The sequence below is a fragment of the Aquitalea sp. LB_tupeE genome, from assembly GCF_013391415.1.
Lineage (GTDB): Bacteria > Pseudomonadota > Gammaproteobacteria > Burkholderiales > Chromobacteriaceae > Aquitalea.
This window is the reverse complement of sequence record NZ_JACAXB010000033.1, coordinates 119,063-139,347: the sequence shown is the minus strand read 5'-3', so window position 1 is coordinate 139,347 and position 20,285 is coordinate 119,063. Positions and strand designations below refer to the sequence as shown.

Below are 20,285 nucleotides of genomic sequence, written 5' to 3'. Positions count from 1 at the left end.
AGCGAGTGGAGAGGACCGTGTGATCAGACCGTTTTGCTGTCAGGAAACCCTTATGCTGCTGCCCCCGTGCAGGGGTTTGCATTTTTTTGATGACAAAGTATTATCCATTCCGCATTGTATGATTCACTTTAATTTGCTCGGGGAATGTTGAAATGAAATCGCTTGTTAAAGTAGTTGCCAGTACAGCGGCTTGCGCGCTGCTGCTCAGCACGGCTGCCGTAGCTGCTCCGGAGTTTGGTCTTGGTGCCAATATCGGTACTCAGGGCCTGGGCGCTGAAATCGCCACGCCTATTTACAAGGATAGCCTGAATCTGCGTGCTGGCCTGTACGGTGCCAACTATTCGGTCTCCAACCGTACCTCAGGTGATGTCAGCTATAGCTACAGCCTGAAACTGTTCAATGCTGGTGCATTTGCCGACTATTTCCCTTTCGAAGGAAGTTTCCGTCTTTCCGCTGGCCTGGTGTACAACGGCAATAAATTTGATGTTTCCGGCAATGCCACCCAGGGTAGCTACACCCTGAATGGCCATACTTACACTGCTGCAGATGTCGGCAGCATCAACGGCACCGTCAAGTACCAGGCCATTGCACCCTATCTGGGAATCGGTGGTGGCAATACCGCATCCAGCAAATCCGGTTTTAAGTTTGTCTGGGATGTGGGTGTGATGTTCACCGGCTCACCAACCGTGGACCTGAGTGCCAATTGCTCGGGTGCCAGTGCGGCAAGCTGCCAGGCTGATGTAGCGGCTGAAAAACAAAAACTGAGCGATGATGTACACAAGGTCAACTTCTGGCCAGTATTGAAGCTAGGTGTTGCCTACGCCTTCTGATTAGGTGAGTGCGGGCACGCAAAAGGCAGCCATGGCTGCCTTTTTGACATTCTGCTACCTGTACTTTCCTGACATCACGCTCAGATGAGCTTGTGGTCGATGGCGTAGCGCACCATGTCGGCCACCGAATGCGCTTGCAGTTTTTGCATCAGCCGCACCTTGTGGGTGCTGACGGTCTTGGCGCTGATATTCAGTTGCTGGGCAATTTCGTTGACGTTGGTGCCGTGCACCAGACGCTCGAATACCTGGTATTCCCGTTCGGATAGCTGGGTGTGGGCCGGGCGCGAGTCAGTCAGGCCGACTTCAAACACCATGCGGTCAGCCAGTTGCGGGTCGATGTAACGACCGCCGCTGGCTACCTTGCGAATGGCGGTCAGCAGCAATGCCGGGTCGCTGTCCTTGGTGCTGTAACCGGCGGCACCGGCCTTGAGGGCGCGCGCGGCAATCTGCACTTCGTCGTGCATGGACAGCATCAGGATGGCGGGTGGATTGTCCAGCGCGCGGATGCGCGGAATGGTTTCCAGCCCGTTGGTGCCGGGCATGGAAATGTCCAGCAGCAATACGTCGGCACTGGTCTGGCGCAGCTGTTCCAGCAACTGCGTGCCATTGGTGGCTTCACCCACCACGCTGATGTCTTCAGCCAGCGAAATCAGTTGCTTGATGCCTTCGCGGACGATTTTGTGGTCTTCGGCAATGATGACGCGAATCATGCGACTTCCCTTCCTTCTTCTACCGGCAGGCGGATGGTCAGGGTGCAGCCCTGTTCCGGTTGGCTGTCGATATCCAGTTTGCCGCCCAGCAACAGCACCCGTTCGCGGATGCCGACCAGGCCAAAGGAGCGCAGCTGGCGATGGGCTTGCGGGTCGAAACCCTTGCCATCGTCGGCAATGCTCAAGGTGATGATGTCCTGCTGACAGGTCAGTCCCACGCTGACTGTGCTGGCCTCGGCGTGGCGCATTACATTGGTGAGCGCTTCTTGCAAGATGCGGAACACGCCGATGGCACGGGCATCGCTCAGGGCAATGGGGCTGTCTGGCACCGATACCAGGCAGGGGATGCCGCTGCGCTTTTCAAAACGGCGCGCCTGCCATTCGATGGCCGAGCCGATACCGGCATCCAGCACCGGCGGGCGCAGCGCAGTGGCGACGTCACGCACGATCTGGAAGGTTTGCTCGATCAGCTTTTTCATCGCCTGCAAGCGTTCGGCCAGTTTGCTGTCGCTCTGGCCAAAACTCAGCTCGCACATCGAGGTTTCCAGCCGCAACACGGTGAGAATCTGGCCCAGTTCGTCGTGGACTTCGCGGGCGATGCGGGCTTTTTCTTCTTCGCGTACCGATTCCAGGTGGGCCGACAGGCTGCGCAGCAAACCTCGCGATTCCGCCAGTTGCAGTTCGTTGTGCTTGTTGGCCGAGATATCCCAGACAATGCCGTCCCACACCACGTGGCCATCGTCAAAACAGCGTACTGTGGCCTTGATGTCCACCCAGCGCAATTGTCCGTTGTGATGCTGCATGCGGCCTTGCCAGGCCAGGTTGCGGTTGTGCGCGGCGGCATCCTGCCAGGCTTGCTGGTAGCTGCTGCGGTCCTCGCTGGCCACCACGTCCTGCCAGCCATCCGGCATGCATACCAGGTCCAGCGGGCTGTAGCCCAGCATGGCCTGACTGGCGTCACTGACAAAGGCGAGGCGCACCGGATGCTCGGCAGCGGGGCGTTCCAGCCGGAACACCATGCCTGGCACATTGCTGGCCATGCCCTTGAAGCGGGCTTCGCTTTCTTCCAGTGCGGCGCGGGCTTTCTGGCGTTCGGTGATGTCATTCAGATACACCACCAGGTATTCGGTACGGCCAAATTTCAGAAAGCTCAGGGTGACGCCCACGGGCAAGACCTCTCCGTCCGCTTTCAGGCTGGTGGTTTCAAAGCTGCTCAAGGCCTTGCTGCTGCGTAGTTGGTTCCATAAATCCAGCCAGCTGCTGTTATCCAGCGAAGGCTGTAATTCCGGCAGGGACAGGTTGAGCAGCTGTTCGGTGGGGTAGCCCAGCATGCTTTCCACCGCACGGTTGGCGTACTGGATGCGGCCATCCCAGTTCACCCACAGAATGCCTACTGTGCTGTTGTCGATGGAAAACTGCGTGAGGCGCAGCGATTCCTCTGCCAGATCCCGCGCTTCCAGCTCCATTCGTGCCGCCAGCAGGCGCTTTTCCGCCCAGCGTCGTTGCCGCCGCTGGTGGCCGAACAGGCCGGCCAGCAGCAGGGCGGCCAGCAACAAGGCCAGACTGGTGCGGTGCCAGAAGCTGAGCGAGTCGATCAGGCGCGGATAGCTGGGCAGCATCCAGCGCGCGTACAGCTGCTCCATGCGGATGCCGGGGATGTCCTGTAACTGACGGTCCAGCACCGGCGGCAGTTCGGGCCAGTCGCGCCGTACGGCAATGCGCAGCAAATGGGTGTAACCCAGGTCGCCCACCACGGCCAGGCGGGAGAACTCCGGCTCCTTCAGCAAGGTGGCCAGTTGTGCCTCGTCAACAATCGCGTATTCGGCATATTGTTGCAGCACGGTTTGCAGCGCGGTGCGGTCACTCGCAACCTCCACGCGTGGCAGTTCCGGGTAGTTGCGCCGCACAAAGCGCAGTGCATCGCTATTGCCATCCAGTGCCAACCGTTCGCTGAGCGACAACCGGTCCAGGTCTACCGCATTACCGCTGCCATCCGGGAAGCCCACAATCTTGTGCGGCACCCGCAGGTAGGGTTGGGAGAACAGCCAGTGATGCAGGCTGGCCGGGGTTTGCAGCATGCCGGGGGAGATATCGACTTCATCGTTTTCCACCGCGCGGTCCAGCGCTTGCTGATTGGTGAAGGTGCGCCAGGACAGGTTGACATCCATTTTGCCGGCCAACAGCACCATCACTTCGACATCGGCCCCTTCCAGCAAATGGCTGCGCGGGTTGATCTGGGCATAGGGGGCTTGCAGTACCACGCCCACCCGCCAGTTGCGGTGGGCGGCCAACCAGTTGTGGGCAGCAGGCGTGGCGGCCATGGCCAGTGAACAGAACAGGCCGGTCAACAGGCCTGTCAGGGCCAAAAGCAAATGTCGAAGGCGAGGAGCCGGTTGCATGTGAAGCCTGTATGCAATGGGGTATGGGGGCGGCCCTGCCTGTTGCGCAACAGGAAGCGGCTGCCATGAGTGCGCCATACTTTACCCTGTAGTGCGGGTTTTGCCAAAAATGCTATCGGAACTGGCTGACTGACCGCCAGAGCGGGTTTTACCGGAATTAACATCAATTTACAGCGCATTAACCGCGATGGCGGGGGCAAAGCCGGATACTTCGGTATCAAAACAAAAAGTTAACTTGTCCCTTCATGCCCCGTTTTTTCGTTTCGCATCGTCGCAGCCTGCTGATGGTTATCGGCTTGCTGCTGGCTGCTGCCGCTTATCTGCTGTATCCCCGCCCACCTGTGAATCACTATCTGACCGCCACGGTCAGCAATATGGATCTGGAAGATACCGTACTGGCCACCGGCACCATCAAGGCGCTGCGCGAAGTCAGTGTCGGTGCCCAGGTGTCCGGCCAGGTGAAGTCCCTCAAGGTGGTGTTGGGGCAAAGCGTGAAGAAGGGTGATTTGCTGGCAGAAATCGACCCGCGTACCCAGGAAAATTCGCTGGAAGATGCCCAGGCCTCGGTCAGCAGCTATCAGTCCCAGCTCAAGTCCAAACTGGCGGCCTTGCTCAAAGCGCGGCAGGATTTTGCCCGTCAGCAGCAAATGCTGGGTCAGCAAGCCACCTCGCAGGAAAGCTACGATAGTGCAAAAGCCACGCTGGATGGTGCAAACGCGGATGCCGAGCAGTTGCAGGCGCAATTGCAGCAGGCGCGCATCAGCCTGAAAACCGCCCAGCTGAATCTGGGTTATACCCGCATTCTTGCCCCGATAGATGGGGTGGTAGTGGCCTTGCCGGTGGAAGAAGGGCAGACGGTGAATGCCAGTCAGTCCACCCCGACCATGGTCAAGCTGGCGCAGCTGGACACGGTGACGGTAAAGGCAGAAATCTCGGAAGGAGATGTGGTACGTGTCAAGCCCGGCCTGCCGGTGTATTTCACCATTCTGGGCGAGCCGGACCGGCGCTATCAGGCGCGCTTGCGTGCTATTGACCCGGCTCCGCAGTCGTATAGCGACTCCAGTGACAGCACCAGTACCAGCACATCCACCAGTACCAGCTCCAGCAGCTCGTCTTCGACCGCCATTTATTATTATGGTCTGTTCGATGTGCCCAATCCTGGCCATCGCTTGCGTATCAACATGACGGCGCAGGTCAGCGTAGTGTTGACACAGGCACATGCCGTGCTGGCGATTCCGGCCAATGCGTTGGGCGTACGTGGCAAGGATGGCCGTTACCAGGTGCGGGTATTGCAGCCGGATGGCAGGGTGCAGCCGCGTCAGATCAGCATTGGCCTGAACAATAATGTGCATGCCCAGGTATTGGCCGGACTGCGTGCAGGCGAGCAAGTGATTGTGGGCGAAGCCAGTGCCACGGCCAGTACCAGCAGCGGCCATAACGGCCCGCCGCCGATGGGGATGTAAACCATGTCCCATCCTTTGCTGGAATTGTCCGGCGTGTGTCGTGATTTTGCCTCGGGCGAGGACATGGTCACGGTGCTGGATGACATCAATTTGCAGATTCAGGCCGGTGAAATGGTGGCCATCATCGGTGCGTCCGGTTCTGGCAAGTCCACGCTGATGAACATTCTGGGTTGCCTGGATGCGCCAAGCCGCGGCAGCTACCGCGTGGCAGGGCAGGCGGTGGCCGACATGTCGCCCGACCAGCTGGCCCAGCTGCGGCGAGAGCATTTCGGTTTCATCTTCCAGCGCTACCATTTGCTGGGCGAGCTGGATGCGCTGCAAAACGTCGAATTGCCTGCTGTGTATGCCGGTAGTCCGGCCGCCGAGCGTCGTGCGCGTGCCAGCAGTCTGTTGCAGCGTCTTGGCCTGGCTGAGCGTGCCGGGCACAAACCGGGTCAGCTATCCGGCGGCCAGCAGCAGCGGGTGAGTATCGCCCGGGCGCTGATGAATGGCGGCAAGGTGATTCTGGCCGACGAACCTACCGGCGCACTGGACAGTAGCAGCGGCCAGCAGGTGATGGCCATCCTGCGCGAACTGCATGCCGAAGGCCACACCATCATTCTTGTGACGCATGACAGCAAAGTCGCCGAGCACGCCGACCGCATCATCGAGATCGGCGATGGCAAGCTGGTGGCAGATACCCGTCGTGGCGCCATCTCTCCCGTTAGCGCATTGCCTGCGTCTGCGGACAGCCAGCAGGCTACCGGCTGGCGTCTGCTGCGCGAGCAATTTGCCGAGGCTTTCGGCATGGCCTGGCGTGCGCTGATGGCGCACCGGTTGCGTTCGGCGCTGACCATGCTGGGCATCATCATCGGCATTGCCTCGGTGGTGTCGGTGGTGGCGCTGGGCACCGGTTCCAGCCAGCGCATTCTCAGCGACATCAGCGCGCTGGGTACCAATACCATCAATATTTATCCCGGCAAGCATTTTGGTGACCGCAAGGCTGATGCCATCCACACGCTGACGCCGCGTGACGCCGCCGTGCTGGCCGAGCAGCCTTTTGTTGACAGCGTGACGCCCGAAGTCAGCGACAGCGTGACGCTGCGCTATCGCAATGTAGCGGTCACGGCGCAGGTGAAGGGCGTGGGCGAGCAGTATTTCCGGGTGCGCGGCGTATCCATGGCGCAGGGCCGTGCCTTTGATGCCGTCGCGGTCAGCCAGCAGGCACAGCAGGTGGTCATCGACGAAAACAGCCGCAAGGCCTTGTTTGCCGATGGTGACGACCCCATCGGCAAGGTCATCCTGCTGGGCAAGCTGCCGTGCCGGGTGGTAGCGGTGACGCAAACCCAGAAAAGCGCTTTCGGCACCGACGAAAACCTCAATCTGTGGCTGCCTTACAGCACGGTGATGTACCGCATGCTGGGGCAGGATTACCTGAAAGCCCTCACCGTGCGGGTGAGTGACAATGTGGCCACCGATGCCGCCGAGCAAAGCCTGGTGGCCTTGATGACCCGTCGTCACGGCACGCAGGACTTTTTCGTGATGAATACCGACAGTATCCGTCAGACCATTGCCAGCACCACCGCCACCATGACGCTGCTGGTATCCATGATTGCGGTGATCTCGCTGGTGGTGGGCGGCATTGGCGTGATGAACATCATGCTGGTGTCGGTGAGCGAGCGAACCCGCGAAATCGGCGTGTGCATGGCGGTGGGGGCGCGTCAGCGCGACATCATGCAGCAGTTTTTGATCGAGGCCGTGCTGGTGTGCCTGCTGGGCGGTGCGCTGGGGGTGGCCTTGTCGCTGGGCCTGGGGGTGTTGGTAGCCCGGCTTGCCAGTTTCAACATGGTTTACTCAGTGTCATCCATTGTGGCGGCCTTTGCCTGCTCCACCCTGGTGGGCGTGCTGTTCGGCTATCTGCCGGCACGCAATGCCGCGCGGCTGGACCCGGTAGTAGCCTTGTCCCGTGAATGAGCACCGCTTCATAACAGAATGACAGAATGAAAGTATCCAAGCCCATCCTGCTGGCCTGCCTGCTACTCGCCGGCTGTGCCAGCCTTACCACTACGCCGTATCAAACACCGGCGCTCGCGCTGCCCGCGCAATGGCAGGGCAGCGTGCCTGCGGCGACCAACCCCGTGGCAGCAGGGGACTGGTGGCAACAGTTTGGCGATGCCGAACTGAATGCGCTGATCCAGCAGGTGCTGGAGCGCAATAACGATCTGGCCGCTGCCGCCATCAAGGTGCGTCAGGCCATGTTGCAAGCCGACCTGGCCGACACCGACCTGGCACCCACCCCATCGTTCAGCCTGTCCAGTTCCGCCAGTCAACGGCTGGGTGGTGATGCCGTCAACAGCCAGAGCCACTCGGCCAGTTTGTCGGTCAGCTATGAGCTGGACTTGTGGGGCAAACTTGCGCACCAGCGTGATGCCAAGGCCTGGGAAGCGCGCGCCACGGTGCAGGATCTGGCCAGCAGCCGCTTGAGCCTGATTGGCAGCACCATCAAGCTGTACTGGAAGCAAGCCTGGCTGCGCCAGCGCCTGGTTTTGGGCCAGGCTAGCGTCGACTACCAGCAACAAGCCTTGCGGCTGGTACTGGCCAAGCGGCAGGCCGGTGCCGCAGCCGAGCTGGATGTGCTGACCGTGCGGCAAAGTCTGGCCAGTCAGCAAGCCAGTCTGCACGACTACCAGCAGCAACTGGTTGAGACGCAAAACGCGCTGGCCATCTTGCTGGATGGCCCGCCCAAGGGTGATATTGCTTTGCGTGCCAGCCTGCCCGCGACCGATCTGCCGGATGTGCCAGCCGGTTTGCCAGCCGCGCTACTGGGGCGGCGGCCGGATTTGCGAGCGGCCGAACTGCGTCTGCGTGAAACACTGGCCAGTGGCGATGCCACCCGTGCGTCCTACTACCCGGATTTTTCCCTCACAGGCAGTCTGGGCAGCAGCAGCACCCGCCTTGCGCAGGTGCTGAGTAATCCGCTGGCTACGCTGGGTGCCGGCGTGACCTTGCCATTCTTGCAATGGCGGCAGATGAAGCTGAACAACAGCATCAGCGAAGCTGACTACCAGCTGGCGGTGGTGAACTTCCGCCAGACTTTGTATTCAGCCCTGGCTGATGTGGACAACGCCTTGTCCGCCCGCAGCCAGTATCAACAGCAGGGCGAACGCTTGAGCCAGGCGGCCGTGCTGGCGGCGCGCGCCGAGCAGCTGTACCGCCTGCGCTATCAGGCGGGTGCGGCACCGCTGAAAGACTGGCTGGATGCGCAAGAGACGCGCCGTAGTGCCGAGGTGAGCCTGCTGGAAAACCGTTACAACCGGCTGGTGAATCAGGTGACGCTGTATCAGGCCCTGGGTGGGGGCACACAACTGCACTAAGCGGAAACATGTAAAAACAAGCTTCAACCAATTCGCGGGTGAGATTGTTCTGCCGAAGCCCTCCGTAGAGGGCTTCGTTTTCTCAACCAGCAACACCCGTTTCCATTGAGGTCCAAATTGTGGCACGAGAGGGAGGGTTTCCCCTTGATTACCCTCGTGAATATGTGATACGGATAAAGTTATCAATATGCTTTGTTGCAGTTCGTCCTGCTGAATTCATCTACCAAAGATGCCAACTCGGGATTGTGATAATGAGAGAAGTGATCACCGTACTCGTCGACTACGACATTTCCGGTGGCGCCTCGAATCATTTTTGCCAGTTCGATAGCATTAGAAAAGTGTGCAGTCGTATCATTTTTACTCGTATAGATCATTACGGGTTGCACGATGTCATTGCAAAGCGACTTAAGATTGCGTTCGCTAATGTTCGTATATTCAATCAGTGTGTTGGCATAGTTGAAAATGGCTTTGGGGCTTGAAAATGGAGCACTTATTAGTCGCATCAATGTCATATTGTCTGTCAGGTTAACAAAATTCGAAATAAGATTCGCTTCCTCATTCGATTCTATCAATTTCGTAGGTGAAAACATCAGTTCATAATAGAATTCTGCTGTCTCCATGCTCTCGGCAATTCGGGGTAGAACCCTCCGCGTACTTGTCTGAAAGGCTGTCAATGAAGAACTTGTCATTCCACTATTTAAGGCGTCTGGGTTCAACAAGACACCAGCCTTAAACACGTCAGCTTGGCTGGCTAAAGCGTGAAGGCAAATAACTACTCCCGTGCACCAACTGACCAGAGTTGCCTCCTTTATGTCTAGTGCCGAGCAGATATCCTGAAGGTCTCTCAAATGTGCTGACGTTACGATGTGGTGATAATCGGATTGTGTTGTATGTATTGGCAGACGCAAATCCCATGTAATGACGCGGTGGCTCTTAGACAAGCCCCTCGCAAAGGGCAAAACAATCTCCGGCTTCATGCCAACTGCATTAACTAGAACGATGGTACTTGGCCCATTCCCCATTACGTAAGCGGATACGTCTATTCCATTACGCGTTTTTAAGGGAACAACCTCGAAGTCACTATTAGATTTGTCCTTCTCATAGAGCCCATCAACAAAGTTTTTGACATAACACTCCAAGTCATTCCATGAGAGTCCGGGCTGAGGGGCAATTTCTCGGATAAACTCCTTCCTATTGCTTGTATATTGAAGATAAAAATTGCTCCTTCTAGCAAAGAATCGCTCAATACCAGAAGGATTGGTGGGGTTGTCGCTTAGAAAGAAAGAAAATTTACAACCTGAAGTTATGACATCAAATAACCTCTGGAAGTTGAAATTGGTCGAGTTAGTTAGGTGATATACTTTACCAGACTTAAAATATTTATTGCGAATGGCTATAGCATCGTTCACTACATAGTCGACTGGGACGAGGTTGATGTGGCCGTCAGAGGTGCCGGTGCAACGTATCGGTGCCGTCGCTCTGATTAATAAGTTGGCGGATAGATGAATGGCTTCGATCAGCCCATATAACCCGGTATTGTTGTTCCCGCATTTGTGTGTGGCAGCTGGACCAACCACAACTGATGGGCGCAATAGCGCATATTGAATTGAATGTTTAGAACAGAAATTTGAGACCTCGTGCTCTGCTTGACATTTCGAAAATTCGTACCAGTTATTGAAAGGGCCTGCCGTAGAGTGAAGGGACTCTTCGATAGGCCCCGTTTTTTTTCCAGATGTATATGCGGTCGAAATGTAAAAGAAGCGGTTTGCCCGTATTGCTAGTGCAGCCTGTAGTGCATTTCTTGTACCATCAAGGTTTGCTGAAATAATTTCTTCTTTATTTTTGTCTTCGTACTTTAGGCTTGCCGCATAGTGCCAGAAGTCATTTACGCCATTTTCTCGTATAATTTCTAGTGTTTTTGGGTTGATTCCACAAATATTGTCAACTATATCGCCAACAACTATTCTAATTTTTCTTAAGTCATCGACATTGAGTGTCAGGCCGACGTCAGCTGCTGCGAATTCAAGCGATCGAATCACACGCTCCCTCCCAGCGTGCACACTGTCGGCCCGTACCAGAACGTAGATATCTCCGAAGTCTGACTTTAAATACCGAAGCAAGAATTGCCTGCCCAGAAAACCAGTGGCTCCTGTCATGAAACTGACCCGCTTGGTTTCAATACCAAATGCTTGAGATTGAATGTCGATCACGGAGAATATCCTATCTTTTAAATGGTAGAGCTATTAACTGAACCATGGCTTGGCGGTCATGCCTTTTGAGAACGAATAAATGTACATCTTTGGAAGATCTGGGCAAATGGTGCTTAAGCACGGGTCGTTGTACGTGAGGAATACAGATTCACTAAACTCATCGGCATATAGTTTTTTTTCAATGCTGCAGATATAGAGGTAGTTACGTAAACCATCTGCAGCGTCTCCAATTTCGACGTGGCGTTGGGCCGACTTCCTCAGCATTTCCAGAGCCATGCAACCTAAACCAAGCTCGTCGGAGAGTTCTACCAAACTTAGGGTTGTACCCCCATTCAGTAAGTCTTCAGGATTTATCCCACTTTTATTCCAGATATCAGAGGCGCGTACGCAGTTGAACCCATGTTGTGCCGCTAGTTTTTCTATTCTTTGAAAGTACAGGTCAACCCTGTTGGCAGATTTCCCATTCAATTTTGCATGTATATCAGTAAAGATCAATGTGATCTCAGCCATCAGAGGTTTTTGCGAGCATGTGACTTCCAGCATTTCCTTAATTCTTTGCATGGCACGTACGTCGTTCTCATTAATTTCGTTGCGTTGTCCTGCGCCCCAATATGTCAAAAAATGCAATGGCAAGTCACGTAATATTCGTGATTGAAATTGAGCTGTAATTTTTTCTCGGTCACTACAATTTGCACGTTTGAATCTATTCGTGTCTATGGCCAAGAGTGCGGCCCGAGCGTAATCACCATTAATTTTTTTTCGTAGTTCTACTGTCGAGATTTTTCCTGTTTCATTTATTGGGAATGAGTTGAGCTGAATAAATGAATTAGGTATGTAGTCAGCCTGAATTCTATTGCGTATAAATCGTCGGAGATCTATTTCATTAAGTGGGGCAGAGTTACGAGAAATGTAAGTTGTAACTACTCTTTCGCCGAGCAGATCATCCTGGATTCCTATGGTCTTGCAGGCTAATATTTCGGGGTGCTCTCGCAGCAGGGAATCTACAACCTCTGGCACGATGTTGATACCGGATCGAATAATTATTTCTTTCTGTCTTCCGACGAACCTAATATTGTTGTTATTGTCAATATAACCAATGTCGCCCGTGTCGAAATATGCACCATCCCGGATCGGCTCTTGGGTCTTTCCTCTGTACCCCTTGAACTGGAGCGGACCTTTGTAAAAAATCGGACCCAGTTCTAGCTTGCTTTTATTGCTATCGCTTAGTTCCGTAGTCTGGGTGATAATGCATATCCTGTTCTGCTTTGGAATGTAGATTTCCCCCAGGAGTACCTTTCCAACGGTCTCGTAATCAGGCATCTCCTCTGGTACGGTTGAGGCGATCCAGCAAGTTGTTTCTGATAAGCCATAGCCCTGATATATTTTGCAACTAAGGCTATTTTCTGCCTTTTTCCATAAAATAGAACTAAGCGGTGCTGCGCCGCAAAAGATAAAGCGCATCATTTTAAGGTTTTGTGTGCTCTTTTTTTTGCTTAGAATAAATGACAATAAGGTTGGTGTGAGGCTCGAGATGCTCGGATTTACTTCATGAAGAGCAGATATTGGGTCTGGTTCTTTTACTATATTTCTGTAGACGACTGTAGCTCCTGCAAGCAACGCCAGACAGCCAGTCATCATTATTGCGTTCATGTGCGACCACGGTAATGTACAATGAATTCTGTCATCAGTTTGGCACTGATATCTCACTTGAAGTGCTGCAGCATTAGAGACTAGTGACCTTTCGCTCAGTTGCACATATTTGGCTTGTCCTGTGGTGCCTGAGGTCTGTATCAGTAGGCAGGTTGCATCCGATAAGTCATGATTTTCTTCAATAGCCTTGATATGAGCTTCGCTATCGTCGTGCATCATTGTGGTGGATTCATATTCTGAAGGTAATTCAATATAATTATCAATATTTGTCTGTTTGATGCATGATGTGGCCAAATCGCTGGTGGATATTATCAGCCTGGGCTTTAGTATTTTGATTGCCTCTTTGATCTTGCGGGCATCTTCTCCGATCGGTGCTAAAACCAGATTATTTTGTATGCATGCCGCCAATAAAGGCAGAAAATCTTTAGATCTCGTCAAAACTAGGCAGATTACACTTTGGGCAGGCAGGCTGGATAGGCAAGCCGTAAGCTGCCTTTTCCTTTTGTTTTGTTGGCTGAATGTGATGCTTTCACCGCGTTCCGGATCTTCCCATGCAATACCTAAGCCATTGCGAGCAGCATACATTTTGAGCTGTTCTCTTATAGTCGGTAGACGCTGTGTTAGTTCTTGGATTTGCCTGTCGACGCCAAACTGGATCAATTCATCTTCTCCTCATTGTGCAAAGCCTAATTTGTTCTTTTAATTTATATTGATGTGTACAGCGACTATTTGGTCTTCAGTTTGAATGCAATTTGTTGTATGGAGAATCTCCGGTCGATGTCGTCGGGGTTAATCTTTTTACCCAGTTTTTGTTCCAGAGTTAGACTTAGCTCGAGTGCTGCGAACGAATCCACACCCAGCGATTCCAATGAGTCAGACTCCATGATCTGTGCTTTCTCTATGCCAACAAGTTCTGAAACAATGGCTATCAATGTCGGCGTTACGCTGTCTGGGTTTTGGATTGGCAGTTCAGTCTGAACATGATTATTTGATGTTGGAGTGTTGGGTACGGCTTTCCCAGAAAGCTTTCGCTCGGTGACGCCCTTGATCACCCCGACTACTTCACCATTCATCTCGGAGAAAAATAAATAATCGGTGATAAATTCACTTTCGATAGCCGAATGAGCTCTGGCAGACCCAAGACACCAGAGCGTTTGCGCACTACACCAATCGACATTATTAATATCTATATAGTCAACTGAAGTTAGTAAAAAACCATCATTGGGCAAAATCCCCCGATCTGCATGGTCAATTCGGAAAACCTGCAGGCAGGAATCAAGTAGGCAAACTTCACTGTCGCTACGATTCTTAAGATTTCCGGCCGGATCTGAAATCAATCCGAGTACGCCATATGGAGTTCGAACTGCATGCCTGAGATTCTGAAATGCCATGCCATGGCTGACGACCTGATCAGGGAAGTATTCAATTGATACGGGTTCCTGATTGAGTTGCAATAGAGCGTTTAACGTTATTTTTTCATCGAAGCTCTTTTTATTAACGATTCTAGCGGTGGCATGTACCCTCGGTTCCCATTCATCCTTACTCCGGCTTTCTATGCGCAAAGACCATGAGTCGTCGTGCTTGTTGGCGCTAAGCCTTAGAGGTACGGGTCCATCCAGAATTAGTTTTTTCAGGATTTGAACGGATGAGAGTGCCCATTCGAATGGTAGATCGAGATGGGCGGCGATTGATCTAAACAGGTGGATGTAGTAGGTCGCTGGTATTAGAGATTGATTGTTCAACTGATGGTCGTTGATCCAAGGGTGACTCTCTGCCTGAATTACTATTTCATAGACTTTCAATGTAACTTCGTCGATGATATTCACGCCAAGATTTTCGTGAGATTGGCGCTTTGTCGAAGTTTTAAGGCCGCTCCACAGTAGTTTTTCGCGCGGCTGCGATTGCATGGCCTGAGGTTGATGATTCGCAACGCTGGCACGCTCGGCCAACGAAGGTTCTTCAAGTAAAACAAATGCATTCGTTCCGCCCATGCCAAATGAACTCACACAGGCACGACGTGGGTGCAAGTTCGAAGAGGGCCACTCCGTCAATCTGGCCGGCAAGTAAAAAGGGCTTTCTTTAGTTTTCAACCAGTCGTTGCCCACGATGTCTGGCGTATGCACACCCTCCAGCATCGAGTGACAGGCCTTGATGAGGCTGACAACTCCGGATGTGGCTTCAAGATGTCCGACGTAGGGCTTGCTAGCGCCTAGGGCACAATAGGAGGTTGCAGGTGACAATCCGGAAAACAAGGATTCAAGCACCTGCAGTTCAACCTTGTCCCCCACGGCGGTTCCTGTGGCATGAGCCTCGAGCAGGCCGATCGATGTTACGTCGATGTCTTTTAATACGCGTCCAATCAGTTCTTTTTGACCGTCAGCGCTGGGGGCCGTAAATGAAGACTTTCTGGCGCCGTCGCTGTTCAGTCCGGTTGCTTTAATGATGCCAAATATTTTGTTGTTGTCATTTATGGCCTTGCTCAGTTTTTTGAGTACTACTACGGCGGCCCCGTTGCCGTGCACGGTACCGTCTGCAAGTGTCGAGAATGGGTGACAGGCTCCGGAGCGTGAAAAAATGCTGCCATCAATCCATTTGTATGCCCGCAATTGAGGCCACATTATCGTTGCGCCGCCTACTACAGCCATGTCGCAGTCATCGTTTTCCAGTGCTAGACAGGCCTGATGCAGACTGATTAGCGTACTTGCGCAAGATGCTTGCACATTAATGGCTGGCCCCCGTAGGTCCAGCATATAAGCGCATCTGAGCGCAATGTAGTCCTTGTCATTGGTTAGAGTTGATTGCAGACCATCAAGCGTATGTAAGCTGGTATCTATATGTCCGCGAGTGGTAGGTAGATATGTGTTCATCGGCATAGAAGCATAAACACCTACATGTCGGTTGAATGAAGTATCGGTAAATTTTTTCTGTTCCACCATTTCCAATGCGTCAGCCACACATTCGGCAAACTTCCTATGTTGCGGGTCAATTAGTATCGCCTCTTTTTTTGTAATTCCGAATCGTTCATAATCGAATTCATCGGATCCGTCTAGGAAGCCGACAGCCATGTGTAGCCCCTGTTTATCTGCTCCTTGAAGTCGAGTGATCGTTCGCTTTCCCATTTTTATATTATTCCAAAAGTCTGCCGCAGTTTTCGCGCCCGGCAGTTGACAGCTGACTCCTACGATTGCAATGGGGGACTTCATTTGACTTTCTCCTGTTGTGCTAATTTCAATTTGAGGAATTTGATCTTTATTTCCATTTGATTATAAAAACCCCAGCAATCAAAAATATGATGCCAATAATTCGATTCGGATTTAATAATATTGTCGGTGTGCCGAATGCGCCAAAATGGTCTAAAAGTGCAGCAGAAATGATTTGTCCGGTTAGTACAAGGGCAGTGCTTTGGCCGAGCCCAAGCTTTGGGGCTGTAAATGCAAGAGTGCTGATATAAAAGACAGCGATAAAGCCGCCACCCCAGGCAGTTAGGGGTGCGGAGCGAAAATTATCTAAGCTAAGACTGGGGTGCTGAATGCAAATAAGAAGTAATATTCCGATAATTGCTGCAATCATGAAAACTATTTGTGCTGTAACAAGTGCATTGCCAGTAATTCTCGTCATTTGAACATTCATGGCGGTCTGGATAGGAATCAATATTCCAGCCGTCAATACAAATCCAATATAAAGTATATAATTCATTGTATTGCCTCCGTACTTCTGATGGCCGATTCGCAGTGACTCCTCAATTTCATTACCCCGCCTTGTCGGCCCACTGGACTGCGAATGGCGTTGTTTCATAAAACGGCATTGACCACTTAAAGGCAGAGGTTTCATGCAAATCAACCCAACTGGTCGTGGTTAAAGGGTGTATCAGAGAAGCTGCCGTCCTGGCCGAACTCGCGGCTCGATGAGCTGTTTACCCCAATACTTCAAATCTTCAATCTGTGCTCGCCGGACGATTACAAGGCTCAGACTGTCAGGTATACCATTTGCGCCGGCACGCGCGTGGTGCGTTTGGCCCACGGGTAGTACACCAGCGCCGTCACCAGCAGACCAACAATCCAGGAAATATCGGTATTGCCCAGCAGCTTGACTGCAAAACCGGTGTAAATGGCTTGGTTGATGAAAGGCACTTGCGATAGTATGCCCACCCCGTAACTCACTAGCGCCGGCAGGTTGTAAGTGCCATAACGTCCTTCCGGCTGGTACAGTGCAGGGATGTCTACTTTTTCTCGGGAGATCAGGTAATAATCAATCAGATTTACTGCGCTCCATGGCACAAAAGCCACCAGTAAGAGCAAGACGAAGTTCTTGAAGTTGGCTAAAAAATCATGGCTGGCAAATATTGCCAGCACCACGCTCAGTGCGATGAACAAGGCAATTACCAAGGAGCGCGCCTTTGGCGAAAAACGTCTCGCACCGTTAATGCCGCTAACGATGGTGAGCGAACACATGAGGCCGCCGTAGGCGTTCAGGCAATTCACCGTCAGTTTGCCCGCCACAATGGCAAAGTAGATCACCATGGCCAGTATCGGCCCGGCCAGCTCGCCCATGAAACCTACTTGGTTTTTGATGAATGAATCACCCGCTCCAACTACCAGTACGCCAAAACTCATCGCGCACTGTGCGCCAATGGTTGTGCCGAGAAACACAGGCCAGAAGACTTTGCCGGAAGGCGTATCTGCCGGCAGATAGCGCGAGTAATCCGCCACGTAGGGTGCAAAGGTCAGTTGCCAGCCGGCAGATAGCGACATTGCTAGTAATAACTGGCTGATATCACCAGCCGGGCCGGTCAGCAAGGTGTCCAGCGGATGTGCCGACAGCAAGCGCCAGGCAAGAAAACTGAAACCGGCTATGCTTACCACACTGGCGATGCGACCAAGCTTGTGGATCACGTTGTAACCGGCAATGGCGATCACTCCGGTAGTCACGCCAAATACAACCATGCCCAAAGGCGAACCATCCGTATCAAGGATGCGGTTGATGGCCTGGCCGGACAATACGGTGCCTGTAGTGGCAAAGCCCAGATACATGATAATGGCCAGCAACAAGGGCAGGGCCGCACCTTTCACGCCAAACTGCACCCTGCTGCTAATCATTTGCGGCAAACCCAGCCGTGGCCCTTGGGCGGCATGCAGCGCCATTACTGTTCCGCCCAATATATTGCCTAGCAGTAAGCCCAATAAGGCAGTAACCCCATGTACGCCAAATACTACTGCCAGCGCACCGTTCACAATGGCGGTGATCTGCAGGTTGGCGCTCAACCAAAGAGTGAATTGCTGAAATGGCTGACCGTGGCGCGCGGCGTTTGGCACCCAGTCAATCGAGTACTCGTCTTTCATGCTTTTCTCCTTTGATTCGGTGAGTTGCAATCCCCGTTCTTCAGGTCGAGAAAGGGCTGAGTGAATTGCGACGCAATCGTTATTTCTGGGCGAACCGCCCCGAGTATGGTGGTCCGAATGGAAAGTTGTCGGTAATGGTTTGCCTCAGCTGCTATCGGCGAAATAAAGCTTGTTGGTTAAAGTAGTCTTTGATGATTAAACCAAGACACCCATCCCAAGGTGAAAACCTCCAAGAATCCTTTCGTTTTCCAGGGCGCTCGATGTTGGATCAACTCGGGCTTTAACAAGCTATGGATCGTTTCTGTCAGCGCGTTATCGTAGGTATCTCCTTTCGCTTCCCTCTGATGGCTTAATGTCGTCCTCGACCAGTCTTTGCAAAGTAGAGAATCCACACAGACCTAGTAGCTACGATCGGAATGATTGATCAATACATTTTCACGTTCCGGTTTCCGAGCCAAGAGCGTTTGCACCAGCCTATTCAGTACGAAATCCATTTGCATCGAACTGCTGATACGGCGTTCGATGATTCTGCAAGCGAATACATTTAATGAAAAACTGCCAGTATTATCAGCTAGACACATAGATGAAATCGCTCACCCATAGCTGGTCTGGATGATCTCGCTTGAACTGTCGGTTTACCCTGTACCATGGACATGGTTCTGTAGCATTATTGGTTCTGGTGCACATTACTCAGCCACGCTGGGGGCCGGCGTGCCCCTGCCATTCCTGAAACGGAAAGAAAAAGCCCGGTGCATGCACCGGGCTTTTTGCTGCGTGTAGAACTGTTCAGTGTGCCTGACTGGTATCCGCCACACGGGTGGGGCGGGGAGCCAGCCAGATGGCGCAGGCGGCCACCACGAACGACAGGCCGGTCAGCCAGAAAATCTGGTTGGTGGACAGCATGATGCTTTGCGACTGCAACAGCTGGTTGAGCTGGTTGCTGGCAGCATCCAGGCTCAGGCCGCTGTTCTGCAGATTGCGCAGGGTGTCGCCACCCGGGTCTATGCTACCCACTAGGTCGGCATGGTTGTAGCTGGCCTTGTCCTCCCATGCTGTGGTCACCAGCGAAGTGGCAAAAGCCCCGGACAGCGTGCGCATGAAGCTCATCAGGCCAGCGGCCGAGGCCATTTCCTCCGGCTCCACGCTGGCCATGGCGAGGCCAGTGAGCGGCACAAAGAAGAAAGGCATGCCCACGCCCTGGAACAGCAAGGGCAAGGCCACCTGCCAGAAGCCCATGTCCGTGGTGGAGAAGCTGCGGTACAGGGTGACTCCACCCAGCCACATCACGCCCATGAACACCAGCGGGCGTGGGTCCACCCGCGTGGACAGCTGCGCCACCAGCGGGGCCACCAGCACCGCCAGAATGCCGCTCATGGCTGTGGCGTGGCCGGCTTCCGTAGCGGTGTAGCCCATATAGCTTTGCAGCCATTGCGGGGTAAGTACCGTCGCGCCAAAGAAGGAGCCGAACGCCAGCGAGATTGTGAGTACACTGGCCCAGTAGCCGCGATGACGGAAGACCCGCAGGTTGACCACCGGGTTTTTCTCGGTCAACTCCCAGATCAGGAAGGCAGCAAAGCCGATGGCGGCTGTCACCGCCAGCGCCACGATCTCGACGGAATTGAACCAGTCCAGGTTCTTGCCTTCATCCAGCATGATTTGCAGCGCCGCCACCCATACCACCAGCAGGCCAAGGCCAACGGCATCCACGCGCAGGTTCTCGCGCAGGCTTTCCTGGCTTTTCAGCAACTGCCAGCCGGCATAGCCGCACAGCATGGTAATGGGGACGTTGATCCAGAAAATCCATGGCCAACTTACCTGGTCACACAATATCCCGCCCAGAATCGGCCCCATGATGGGCGCGATCAGCGTGGTCATGCTCCACAAACCAATGGCTGCCCCGGTTTTTTCCTTGGGGAAAATCCGCAACAGCAGGGTTTGCGACATCGGCATCAGCGGGCCGCCGGCCAGGCCTTGCAGTACGCGGAACAGCACCAGCATTTCCAGCGAGCCGGCCATGCCGCACAGCAGGGAAAACAGGCCAAACAGCACCATGGAGCCGATGAACAGCCGCACCGTGCCCAGTCGCGCGGCCAGCCAGCCGGTGAGCGGAACGGTAATGGCCTCGGCCACTGCATAGGAAGTAATGACGTAAGTGCCCTGGCTGGAAGATACCGCCAGACCGCCGGCGATATTGGGCACAGAGACATTGGCAATGGTGGTATCCAGCACTGCCACAAAGTTGGCGGCAGCCAGCACCAGGGCAGCCAGCCACAGGGTGCCGCCTTCCAGTGGCTTGGGTGAGGCAGTAAGGGAGCTGTCAGTCATGATGGC

Annotated in this window: 12 protein-coding genes; 4 read left to right on the top strand and 8 right to left on the bottom strand. The window is 53.7% G+C overall.

Going from position 1 to position 20,285, the window contains the following annotated elements:
• Nucleotides 1-152 precede the first annotated feature (152 nt).
• Nucleotides 153-830: a hypothetical protein gene (locus HWX34_RS17250; RefSeq protein WP_178973412.1), complete on the top strand. Its 678-nt coding sequence runs from the start codon at nt 153-155 to the stop codon at nt 828-830.
• 80 nt (nt 831-910) lie between these two features.
• On the opposite strand, the gene HWX34_RS17245 is transcribed toward HWX34_RS17250, so the two are convergent.
• Together HWX34_RS17245 and HWX34_RS17240 are read right to left on the bottom strand one after the other, a co-directional pair.
• The gene (locus tag HWX34_RS17245; protein ID WP_045844818.1) at nt 911-1,540 is read right to left on the bottom strand and encodes a response regulator transcription factor; all 630 of its coding nucleotides are present in this window, start codon (nt 1,538-1,540) and stop codon (nt 911-913) included.
• Nucleotides 1,537-3,906, bottom strand: a complete 2,370-nt coding sequence (locus HWX34_RS17240) for a PAS domain S-box protein (protein WP_218645234.1) — start codon at nt 3,904-3,906, stop codon at nt 1,537-1,539. The genes HWX34_RS17245 and HWX34_RS17240 overlap by 4 nt, the downstream gene beginning before the upstream one ends.
• A 278-nt stretch (nt 3,907-4,184) precedes the next feature.
• Between HWX34_RS17240 and HWX34_RS17235 the strand changes: the two genes are divergently transcribed.
• From HWX34_RS17235 to HWX34_RS17225, 3 genes are read left to right on the top strand one after another with little or no spacing between them, the layout of a single operon-like run.
• A complete protein-coding gene (locus tag HWX34_RS17235; protein WP_178973411.1) occupies nt 4,185-5,402 on the top strand; it encodes an efflux RND transporter periplasmic adaptor subunit in 1,218 nt (405 codons plus the stop codon).
• A 3-nt stretch (nt 5,403-5,405) separates the two neighbouring features.
• The gene (locus tag HWX34_RS17230; protein WP_178973410.1) at nt 5,406-7,355 is read left to right on the top strand and encodes a MacB family efflux pump subunit; all 1,950 of its coding nucleotides are present in this window, start codon (nt 5,406-5,408) and stop codon (nt 7,353-7,355) included.
• A gap of 26 nt (nt 7,356-7,381) precedes the next feature.
• Nucleotides 7,382-8,755 (top strand): efflux transporter outer membrane subunit, encoded by a 1,374-nt coding sequence (locus HWX34_RS17225; RefSeq protein ID WP_178973409.1) that lies wholly within the window; start codon nt 7,382-7,384, stop codon nt 8,753-8,755.
• Between the two features lie 182 nt (nt 8,756-8,937).
• Here the strand turns inward: HWX34_RS17225 and HWX34_RS17220 are convergent, their stop codons facing one another.
• The 6 genes from HWX34_RS17220 to HWX34_RS17195 form a co-directional block, all read right to left on the bottom strand.
• Nucleotides 8,938-10,965, bottom strand: coding sequence for an alpha/beta fold hydrolase (locus HWX34_RS17220; RefSeq protein ID WP_178973408.1), 2,028 nt, complete (start codon nt 10,963-10,965; stop codon nt 8,938-8,940).
• A gap of 33 nt (nt 10,966-10,998) precedes the next feature.
• Nucleotides 10,999-13,275 carry a class I adenylate-forming enzyme family protein gene (locus HWX34_RS17215; RefSeq protein ID WP_178973407.1) on the bottom strand — a complete coding sequence of 759 codons (2,277 nt, stop codon included), beginning with the start codon at nt 13,273-13,275 and terminating at the stop codon, nt 10,999-11,001.
• Between the two features lie 65 nt (nt 13,276-13,340).
• Nucleotides 13,341-15,818 (bottom strand): beta-ketoacyl synthase N-terminal-like domain-containing protein, encoded by a 2,478-nt coding sequence (locus HWX34_RS17210; RefSeq protein WP_178973406.1) that lies wholly within the window; start codon nt 15,816-15,818, stop codon nt 13,341-13,343.
• 46 nt (nt 15,819-15,864) lie between these two features.
• On the bottom strand, nt 15,865-16,446 hold the full coding sequence (locus HWX34_RS17205) for a DMT family transporter (protein ID WP_178973405.1): 582 nt from the start codon (nt 16,444-16,446) through the stop codon (nt 15,865-15,867).
• Nucleotides 16,447-16,580: 134 nt separating this feature from the next.
• Nucleotides 16,581-17,954 carry a cytosine permease gene (locus HWX34_RS17200; RefSeq protein ID WP_178973404.1) on the bottom strand — a complete coding sequence of 458 codons (1,374 nt, stop codon included), beginning with the start codon at nt 17,952-17,954 and terminating at the stop codon, nt 16,581-16,583.
• A 786-nt stretch (nt 17,955-18,740) separates the two neighbouring features.
• Complete coding sequence (locus tag HWX34_RS17195) at nt 18,741-20,279, bottom strand: DHA2 family efflux MFS transporter permease subunit (RefSeq protein ID WP_178973403.1); 1,539 nt, start codon at nt 20,277-20,279, stop codon at nt 18,741-18,743.
• Nucleotides 20,280-20,285 lie beyond the last annotated feature (6 nt).

Bases quoted from the DNA above. Each gene is read 5' to 3' on its own strand.
- HWX34_RS17245 (WP_045844818.1), bottom strand. From the start codon at position 1,540: ATGATTCGCGTCATCATTGCCGAAGACCACAAAATCGTCCGCGAAGGC.
- HWX34_RS17250 (WP_178973412.1), top strand. From the start codon at position 153: ATGAAATCGCTTGTTAAAGTAGTTGCCAGTACAGCGGCTTGCGCGCTG.
- HWX34_RS17235 (WP_178973411.1), top strand. From the start codon at position 4,185: ATGCCCCGTTTTTTCGTTTCGCATCGTCGCAGCCTGCTGATGGTTATC.
- HWX34_RS17195 (WP_178973403.1), bottom strand. From the start codon at position 20,279: ATGACTGACAGCTCCCTTACTGCCTCACCCAAGCCACTGGAAGGCGGC.
- HWX34_RS17200 (WP_178973404.1), bottom strand. From the start codon at position 17,954: ATGAAAGACGAGTACTCGATTGACTGGGTGCCAAACGCCGCGCGCCAC.
- HWX34_RS17210 (WP_178973406.1), bottom strand. From the start codon at position 15,818: ATGAAGTCCCCCATTGCAATCGTAGGAGTCAGCTGTCAACTGCCGGGC.
- HWX34_RS17225 (WP_178973409.1), top strand. From the start codon at position 7,382: ATGAAAGTATCCAAGCCCATCCTGCTGGCCTGCCTGCTACTCGCCGGC.
- HWX34_RS17230 (WP_178973410.1), top strand. From the start codon at position 5,406: ATGTCCCATCCTTTGCTGGAATTGTCCGGCGTGTGTCGTGATTTTGCC.
- HWX34_RS17205 (WP_178973405.1), bottom strand. From the start codon at position 16,446: ATGAAACCTCTGCCTTTAAGTGGTCAATGCCGTTTTATGAAACAACGC.